Consider the following 9191-nt stretch of genomic DNA (forward strand, 5'->3'; position numbering starts at 1 on the left):
CGCGCGGGCAAGGGTGAACTCGGCCGAGCGCACCACATCGCGCCAGCGCGGGTTGAGCGGCAGCGTCTCGATCAGCAGATATTTGTCGAGCGTACGCGTCTGCAGCGACGTCTTGTCGAGACTGACGCGCCAGATGCCGCTCTCCTCTGCAAACTCGATCCGCTCCTTGCCGGTCACGTCGCGCCACAGGTTCAGGCTGCCCGTCATCACCTGCACGATGAGGGCGCGATAGGCTTCATCGGATGCCGGGCCCGGCTCGACCTGCGCTTCGCCGGCCATCACCGGCAGTGCGCTGTCGATGGCTCCGCGCACCGAAACAAGCAGGTTCTCGGCCTCCAGCGAGGCGTCGCTCAGAACGAGCGCCATGCCCGCGCCCGCCTCGGGCTCAAGCTCGAATGCGTTGATGGTGAATTCGCGTCCGCCCAGATGCAGCGTGGCACTGCTTTCGCCATCCACCCGGCATTGGCTGTCGAGCAGCGCGGCCATGTCCGACGGCAGCAGAAGAGACAGGGGCGTGGCGCGGTCGAGCGGGCGGCCGAAGATCGTCTCCGCAGCCCGGTTGGCATAGGTGATGATCGTCTTGTCGTTGACGCAGACGAGGCCGGCTTCCAGCGCGTCGAGCAGACGCGCCATGCGGCGCTGCGAAAGGCGCAGTGCGTCTTCGACCTGGATGCGGCGGTCCACCTCGTCGCGCAGTTCCTGGTTTTCCTCCGCACGGCTGCGGGCGCGCGAGGCGTCGATCAGGGTCGAGATGCGCGTCAGAAGCTCGTCCTTTACGAAGGGCTTCACCACATAGTCGTTCGCACCCGCCTCGAAACCGGCGATCATGTCGCGCGTGCGGCTGCGCGCCGTGACCATGATGATGGGCAGGTCGATCAGCGAGAACTGGCGGCGCAGCGTGCGCGCCACTTCGAGGCCCGAGAGATCGTTCATCATCACGTCGAGAATGAGAAGGTCCGGCTTGTGCTCGAGCACCGCCTCGATGCCCGCCCGCCCATTGTCCGCACAGATGACACGATAGCCCTGCGGCAGGAGCACGTTGCGCAGCACCTGCAGATTGATCGGCTCGTCATCCACCACCACGATGGTCGGCGCATTGGCGTCGTCGCGCTGGGAGGCGGGGGCCTCGAAGGCATCGAGCGCATTGATGGTCTGGTGCAGGCCGCCGGGATATTTGCCGCGCGCCTGTTCGGCCGCATCGGCGCTGGCGGCGGGAAGCTGCAGCACGAAGCGCGAACCCTTGCCCGGTTCGCTGGTCGCGGTCAGCGTGCCGCCGAGCAGGGCCGCAAGATTGCGCGCGATGGCGAGGCCGAGGCCGGTTCCGCTCTTCTTCTGCGTAACGTCGTCGGCTTCGGCCTGTTCGAGCGGCTGGAAGATGCGTTCCAGATTTTCGGGCGAGATGCCGCGTCCGGTGTCTTCCACGGCTATGGAAACCGTCGCGCTGTCGCCTTCGCCCTCATGCCATGCGGTCACGTGGATATGCCCGTCATCGACATATTTGATGGCGTTGCCGATGAGATTGTAGAGGATCTGTTCGAAGCGCACCGGATCGGCGATCACCGGCGGCGTCACATCGGGAATGTCCACTCTGAGGCTCACCGGCTCGCCGGAAAGCAGCGGCTCGGAGAGAAGCAGAACCTGGCGCACGCTGGTGGCCACATCGACGCCCTGAATGTCGAGCCGCATGCGTCCCTGCCGGATGCGGTAGAGGTCGAGCAGATCGTCCACGAGGCGCGACAGGCGGCGCGCCGAGAAGGTGATGAGCTGAAGCTGGTTGCGCTGCGTCGGGGCGATGTCACCGGCAGCACCTGCGGCCAGTGTTTCGGAGATGCCGATAATGCCGTTGAGCGGTGTTCTCAGCTCATGCGAGGTGTTGGCGAGGAACTGGTCTTTCATGCGGTCGGCCTGTTCCAGCTCCGCATTCTTCTCGCCGATCTCGCGGATATGCACTTTCAGTTCGCGGTTCTTCTGGCTGATGAGCTGAAGCTGATCGCGCAGCGCATCGCGCATGCGGGCGACGGAATGGGAGAGCCTCGCGAACTCCGTCGGCTGGTCGAATTTCGGCAGGCTCATGTCGAGCGCGCCGTCGGCCACGGCCTCTGCCGCATCGGTGACGGATTTCAGGGGGCGGGTCTGCGAGCGGGCGAGATAGTAGGACAGAAGCAGGATCAGCGGCAGCGCGAGTGCCGCCAGCGCGAGGATGAGATTGCGCAGTCTGGTGCTTGCCGCGAAGGCCGATGCGGCGTCTGCATCGACGGCGAAGAGCCAGGTGGCGTCGGGCAGGAGAAGATGCGTCCATGCCGAAAGGACGGGTGCGCCGAGCAGTCCCGTTTCGAGCATCGTCACACCGCTTTTTGCTTCCATCGCCTCCGGCATGCTGGCGCTCATGCCGGTCTTGAGGGCAGGAGCCGAAGAGGCGATGACGGCGCCGCGCGACGAGATGAGGCTGAGCGTTCCATTGACGCCTTCATGCCCACCCAGAAGGGCGGCAAGCTTGCTGGCGGGCAGGCGCAGAATGGCCGCACCACTGGCGCGTTGATAAAGGTTCACGCGAACAGCGAAATAGGCGGCGAATTCACCGGTGCGCGAATCACGCGCAAAATCGTAAAACACGATATGCCTGTCGTCGGCCGCGGAGCGCAATTCCATCAGCGTCCTGGAAAGCGTTGAATCGCCGTTGGTCAGGAGAGTTCCCAGATAATCGTCCTTAAAGACGGAATAGACGACCCGCCCGCGCGCATTGACGAGATAGACATTGTCGAACTCGGAGCTCTCCACGAAGGTCAGATACTCCTCGTGAAACTGGCTGTGTGCATTGGCGTAGGCGAGGGCTTCGCGCAGCAGCCTGTCATGGCTGGGCGCTTCGGTCCGCGCCGGCTCGTTCGGCCCGACCTCGAACAGGCTGCGCAGCTCTTCCGCGGCCTGCTCCTCATCAGGTGCCATCTGGCTCATGGCGTAGCTGAAACCGTAAAAGTCGCCAATCGAGTAGCGCGCTATATTGGTCTGGGCGAGGCTTTCGGCCTGCCGCTTGGCGAAAGACACGTACTGTGTCAGTTCACTGGTCTTGGCATCGCGTGCAAAGGCAATCTTCTCGAAGGTTTCGCGTGCAATATTCGCGTTGACGAGGGAGTAGAAGGCGGCAGCGCTGATCGCCAGCGGCACAATCGATACCGCGAACAAGACCAATAAAAGCCGGGCCTGAAAGCCGGCCGGCAAAACCCTGCGCCAATTCATGCAATCCTCCCGAGACGGCAAAGCTGCGCCGTTCCAAGAGCACGCTAGCGAAACGCGAGGGTTCCGCCAAGACCGCGTGCCCCGCCCTCACGCGAATGCAACGAAACTGACGAAATTTACGAAATAGCAGGTGGCATTGGATTGGTCTTGTCCAGCAGAATGAGCCGGCTGTTCTTGCCGGCGCGTGTCGCGCCAGGGTGGAGCCTTCGGCAAAGCAGTGGAACAGGGCGGACGGTCCGCTCGGCTCTTGAGGGAGGAAAGCATGAAACACGCGTTCACGGCGGGGCTCGTCCTTGCCGCCGGTATTCTTCAGATGCAATCGGCCGCAGCCGAGTCTGTTCTCACGGCCCTGCCGATCCAGCGCACGGCGTGGATCGAAAACTTCAACCCCTACAACCAGTCCACGCGACTGCCTTCGGTCAACGATTTCATCTATGAGCCGCTGATCATCTTCAACACGCTGAAAGGCGGTGAGCCGAACTACCGTTTGGCGACGGGCTACGAATATTCCGAGGATCTGAAGTCTGTTACCGTGACCCTGCGCGAGGGCGTAACCTGGTCGGACGGTGAGCCTTTCACCGCAGAGGATGTGGTATTCAGCCTGAACCTCGTGAAGGCCCACAAGCCGCTCGACAATTACGGTCATGGCAAGCTGGTCGAATCCGCGGAAGCCGTGGATGACCGGACGGTCCGCTTCACCCTGAACGACGCGAATTCCGGTGCGATCTATTCCATCGTCCGTCTTGCGGTCGTTCCCGAGCATGTCTGGGGCAGTGTCGAAGATCCGGTCACCTTCACCAATCCGAACCCCGTCGGCACCGGTCCGCTGACAGAAATCCGTCGCTTCACGCCACAGGAATACATCCAGTGCCGCAATGACAAATACTGGGATGCGGAGACCCTCAAGGTCGACTGCATGCGCTTCCCGCAGATCGCCACAAACGATCAGGCGCTGGCAGCTGCCGCGCGTGGCGAGCTCGACTGGATGGGGTCCTTCCTGCCCGACATCGAAAAGACCTTCGTCGGCAAGGATCCCGAACACCACAAATACTGGTTCCCCGCCGGCTCGCTCGTCGCTTTCAACGTGAACATGGAATCCAAGAACGAAGGCAACCGCGAAGCGTTCAGCGACGTGAATTTCCGTCGCGCCGTTTCCATGTCCTTCGACCGTGAAGCCATGGTCGACATCGCCGGCTACGGCTACCCGACCATCAACCAGTATCCGTCCGGTCTCGGTCAGGCCTATCACTCCTGGAACAATCCGGAAGTGGATGCCAAATTCGGCAAGTTTACCCGCTATGATGTCGAGGGTGCAAAGGCGCTTCTCGCGGAAGCGGGCTACAAGGACACCGACGGCGACGGCAATCTGGAAACGCCGAGTGGCAAGGATATTTCTTTCAGCATCATCGTGCCCAATGGCTGGACCGACTGGATCAACACGGTGCAGCTTGCGGTGGAAGGCCTGACCTCCATCGGCATTGAGGCGCAGGTCGCCACGCCCGAACATGCGGTCTGGTCGGAAAGCCTGATCAACGGCGATTACGATATGGCGATGAACGCCTACTTCACCGGCGTTACCCCGCATTACCAGTATGATCTGGGCCTGCATTCGCAGAATCAGGGCAAGACCCGCTTCGGCGCCACCCGTTACTACAACGAGACGCTGGACGGTCTTCTGGAATCCTTCTTCCAGACGGTGGACGCCGAAAAACAGCGCGCGATCATGGACGATATCCAGATGGAGATTGGCCGCGACATGCCCTTCATCGCCGTTTTCAACAACCCGCTCTGGTACCAGTACAACACCAAGCGTTTCACGGGCTTCTTTAGCGCCGAGAACCCCCAGGCCAAGCCTGTCGTCCACGATGAGACGCCGGAGCGTCTCCTGCACCTGCTCTCCCTGCGTCCGGTCGACGATTGAGAACATCGTCGATCTGACTGCATCCTCCCACCTCCTTCCCGTCCGCGGGAAGGAGGGCCCTGGGGCAGTCCTGTTGGTGAACGGCTCCTGACCGGGGCTCAAACGAAAAGAAAGCGTCGGTAGAACCGGCGAGGAAAGGGGAGACCATGCGCTTCATTCTGCGCAGGCTGGCGTTTTATCTCGTCGCCTTTCTGGTGGCGGCCACATTCAACTTTCTCATTCCGCGCCTGATGCCGGGCAATCCAGCTGACGTGATGCTTGCTCAGGCGCAGGGCACCCTGCCGCCGGAGGCGCGCGAGGCTCTGATGGAGACGTTCGGCTTCATCAACGAACCCCTCTACCTGCAGTATCTCAAATATCTGGGCTCGATCTTCACCTGGGATTTCGGCCTCTCGGTCAAATACTATCCGACACCCGTTTATGATCTGCTCGCCCGCGCTCTGCCGTGGACGCTGTTCCTCACCGGCACGGCCACGCTTGTGGCCTATGCGCTGGGCACGCTGTTCGGCATACGCGCTGCGTGGCGTCGCGGCAGCCGGTTCGACAGCATCGTGTCGCCGCTGGCGCTGGCGTTGCAGTCGATACCGCCGGTGGTCGTGGCGATCACGGCTCTGTTCGTCTTTGCCGTCACGCTCAACTGGTTGCCGGCCGGCTACGCATTTGACCCTTCGCTTGAGCCGTCGCTCAGCGGCCCGTTCCTCTCATCAATGTTCTTTCATGCGCTGATGCCGGTCCTGTCGCTCAGCATCGTTCTGGTGGGCGGCTACCTCATCACCATGCGCAACAACATGATCGGCCAGCTTGGCGAGGATTACGTGCATCTGGCGGAGGCAAAGGGGCTTTCGGATGCCCGCGTGCGCTACAATTATGCAGCGCGCAACGCCTTCCTGCCCTCCATCACCGCCTTTGCAATCAGCCTTGGCGCCGTGTTCGGCGGCTCGCTCATCACCGAGGTGGTGTTCAACTATCCGGGGCTGGGCAACCTGCTCTACATGGGCGTGATCGCCCGCGATTTCCCGCTCATCCAGGGCCAGCTTCTCATCATGACGCTCGCCATGCTGAGCGCAAACTTCGTTGTCGACATCGCCTATGTGGTGCTCGATCCGCGCTTGAGGAGGGCGTGATGCTCGATCTTCTGAAAATCTTCCTGCGCAATCGCAAGGCCGCTTTCGGCGTCTTCATCGTTGTGTTCTACGTGGTGGTGGCGCTGGCTGCGCCGCTCATCACCGACCACGATCCAACAAGCGTGTGAGCCGCCCACATCAGCCCCCGGGCGTGGAATATGTGATGGGCACCACCCGCATGGGACGCGATGTTTACACACAGCTTGTTTGGGGCACGCGCACCTCGCTCATGGTCGGCATTCTTGCCGGGTTCATCGTCACGCTGATCGGCACCGTGGTGGGCCTCACCGCTGCCTATTATGGCGGCGCGACGGACGAGGCGCTCAACTTCGCGACCAATGTCGTTCTGGTCCTGCCGCAATTGCCGCTCCTTCTGGTGCTGGCCGCGTTTCTGGGGCAAGTCGGACCACTCTCCATCGCCATCATCATCGGTCTCACATCATGGGCGTGGGGTGCGCGTGTGACGCGCGCGCAGGCCATGACATTGAAGAACCGCGAGTTCATCCAGGCCTCCCAGCTCATCGGCGAACCGGCATGGCGCATGATCCTGGTGGAGATGCTGCCGAACCTCCTGTCGATCATCGGCTTCAACTTCATCGGCAGCGTGATCTTCACCATCATCACCCAGGCCACGCTGGAGTTCCTCGGGCTCGGCGATCCGCTCTCCGTTTCGTGGGGCACGATGCTCTACAATGCCAAGAACGCCTCGGCGATCACCGTTGGCGCATGGTGGGAGATGGCCGCGCCCTGTGTCGCCATCGTCATCATCGGCGTTGGCCTGTCGCTGCTCAATTTCGGTGTCGACGAGATTTCCAATCCGCGGCTGCGCACGCTGGGCGCCATCGGCAAGGCCATGAAACTGCAGAAGAAGCTCGACCGCGCGCGTCTTGCGGAGAAGGAGGCATGAGCATGGAGACCGCAAAGCCGCTTCTTTCGGTGCAGAATCTGTGCGTCGACTATCTGACGCCGAATGGCACGTTCCGCGCCGTGCGCGATGTCTCGCTCGACATCGGGCAGAACGAGATCCTCGGCCTCGCTGGCGAAAGCGGGTGTGGCAAGAGCACCATCGCCTTCTCGATCATGCGGATGCACCGCCCGCCGGCTTTCATCAGCGGCGGCAAGATACTGTTTGAGGGCGAGGATGTGCTCGCCTTTTCACGCTGCCGGCTTGAGGCGTGGCGCTGGAGCGGGGCGTCCATGGTGTTCCAGAGCGCGATGAATTCTCTCAACCCGGTGCTGACGGTTTTCGAACAGTTTCGCGACATGCTCGCCCGCCACGAAAAGATGGGGCGGGATGCCGCCCGCGCGAAGGCCGGCGAGATGCTCGCCATGGTCGGCATCCCCGAAGACCGGCTGGATGCCTATCCGCACCAGCTCTCCGGCGGTATGCGCCAGCGCGTCGTGCTTGCCATGGCGCTCACGCTCAGGCCCCGCCTCGTCGTCATGGATGAGCCCACCACCGCGCTTGATGTGGTGGTGCAGCGCGAGATCCTGCAGGAGATCGTGGCGCTGCGCAAAACGCTCGGCTTCTCTGTGCTGTTCATCACGCATGATCTGGCGCTGATGGCACAGTTTGCCGACCGCATTGCGATCATGCTGGAAGGGCGCATCGTGGAAGAGGGCGAGGCGCAGAGCCTCGTTGCCGATCCGCAGCACGAATACACGCGCAGGCTCTGGGCAGCCATGCCGCGCATCGAGGGAGAAGCCGCATGAACGCCCCGCTTCTGTCGCTCGAAGGCGTTTCCAAGACCTTCCATGTGCGCCCGGTTCTGGGTGCTGTGCGCCGCGTGGATGCGCTGCGCAATGTCACCTTCTCCATCGAGCCCGGCAAGGCGCTGGCGCTGGTGGGCGAAAGCGGATCGGGCAAGAGCACCTGCGGGCGCGCCGTGATCCGCCATTTCGAGCCGAGCGCCGGCACGGTTCGGTTTCGCGGCGAGAACATTTTCGAGAACCGCACCCGCAGCGGCGACCGCGCCTATCTGCGCGCGGTGCAAATGGTGTTTCAGGACCGTTCTCCTCGCTCAACCCCACCCACACGATCCGCCACCACCTCGAACGCCCGCTGCGGCTGCATGGCGGGACGGCGGATCTCGAAGCGCGGCTCAGGCAGACGCTGGCCGATGTGGAGCTTGATCCCGACACCACGCTGGAGAAGTTCCCGCACCAGCTTTCCGGTGGTCAGCGCCAGCGTGTCAGCTTTGCCCGCGCGCTTGCGGTGGGCGCGGAGTTGATCGTTGCTGACGAGCCCACCTCCATGCTCGACGTGTCGATCCGCAAATCGGTGCTCGATCTGATGCGGCGGTTGAAGGAAGAGCGCAACATCGCGTTCCTCTACATCACGCATGACATCGCGACTGCGCACTACATCGCAGAGGAAACGGCGGTGATGTATGCCGGGCAGGTGATGGAGCGCGGTCCGTCCGATGCCGTCATCCGCAATCCGCGTCATCCCTATTCGCGCCTTCTCATTTCTGCCGTGCCCGATCCGGCGAAGCGTTTCGACGATGCCGATGGCGACGGGCTCGCCTTCACCCGGCAGGCGGAGGCCGTGCGGGCAAGTGCGGCGCGTCCCATCTCGGGTTATCGTGAGGTTGCGCCGGACCATTTCGTTGCCTATTCGGATGCAGACCATGACTGATATGCTCGTGCCCCTCTACAAGCTCCCGCCAGCCAAACCCGTGGCCGAGGGCATTGTCATTCGCCGCGCCATCGGGCCGGAAATGCATGTCGTGTGCGATTTCGCCGAGAAGCATTTCAGCCGCAACTGGGCCAGCGAATGCGCCGTGGCCATGGCGGCGCAGCCGGCCAATGTTCTGGTCGCGGTGGAAAACGGAAAGCTTCTGGCTTTGCCTGCTACGACGCCACGGCGAAGGGCTTCTTCGGCCCGACCGGCGTTGACGAGGCCGCGCGCG

The 9191-nt window shown here is 62.6% G+C and carries 5 protein-coding genes and 4 pseudogenes; 8 read left to right on the top strand and 1 reads right to left on the bottom strand.

Features of this window, described 5'->3' with window-relative positions; all coding sequences use genetic code 11:
- Nucleotides 1–3234 (bottom strand): ATP-binding protein (locus JCM21793_RS21715; protein WP_025031705.1); only part of this gene is annotated, 3234 nt, incomplete at its 3' end.
- Between the two features lie 262 nt (nucleotides 3235–3496).
- Here JCM21793_RS21715 and JCM21793_RS21720 point away from each other — a divergent pair.
- The 8 genes and pseudogenes from JCM21793_RS21720 to JCM21793_RS27680 form a co-directional block, all read left to right on the top strand.
- Complete coding sequence (locus JCM21793_RS21720) at nucleotides 3497–5155, top strand: ABC transporter substrate-binding protein (RefSeq protein WP_025031706.1); 1659 nt, start codon at nucleotides 3497–3499, stop codon at nucleotides 5153–5155.
- A gap of 146 nt (nucleotides 5156–5301) precedes the next feature.
- Nucleotides 5302–6279, top strand: a complete 978-nt coding sequence (locus JCM21793_RS21725) for an ABC transporter permease (protein ID WP_025031707.1) — start codon at nucleotides 5302–5304, stop codon at nucleotides 6277–6279.
- Between the two features lie 11 nt (nucleotides 6280–6290).
- A pseudogene (locus tag JCM21793_RS27670) lies at nucleotides 6291–7186 on the top strand (ABC transporter permease).
- Nucleotides 7183–7992 carry an ABC transporter ATP-binding protein gene (locus JCM21793_RS21735; RefSeq protein WP_025031708.1) on the top strand — a complete coding sequence of 270 codons (810 nt, stop codon included), beginning with the start codon at nucleotides 7183–7185 and terminating at the stop codon, nucleotides 7990–7992. The pseudogene JCM21793_RS27670 and the gene JCM21793_RS21735 overlap by 4 nt, the downstream one beginning before the upstream one ends.
- Nucleotides 7989–8177 (top strand): annotated as a pseudogene (locus JCM21793_RS31590) (ATP-binding cassette domain-containing protein); the annotation flags it as partial. The gene JCM21793_RS21735 and the pseudogene JCM21793_RS31590, both read left to right, overlap by 4 nt.
- Nucleotides 8153–8473, top strand: a pseudogene (locus JCM21793_RS31665) (hypothetical protein); the annotation flags it as partial. The pseudogenes JCM21793_RS31590 and JCM21793_RS31665, both read left to right, overlap by 25 nt.
- Nucleotides 8474–8506: 33 nt before the next feature.
- A complete protein-coding gene (locus JCM21793_RS30710; protein WP_244439950.1) occupies nucleotides 8507–8917 on the top strand; it encodes an ABC transporter ATP-binding protein in 411 nt (136 codons plus the stop codon).
- Nucleotides 8910–9191: pseudogene (locus JCM21793_RS27680) on the top strand (hypothetical protein); the annotation flags it as partial. The gene JCM21793_RS30710 and the pseudogene JCM21793_RS27680, both read left to right, overlap by 8 nt.

The sequence above is a fragment of the Nitratireductor aquibiodomus NL21 = JCM 21793 genome, from assembly GCF_000615975.1.
In the GTDB taxonomy this organism is placed as follows: Bacteria; Pseudomonadota; Alphaproteobacteria; order Rhizobiales; family Rhizobiaceae; genus Nitratireductor; species Nitratireductor aquibiodomus.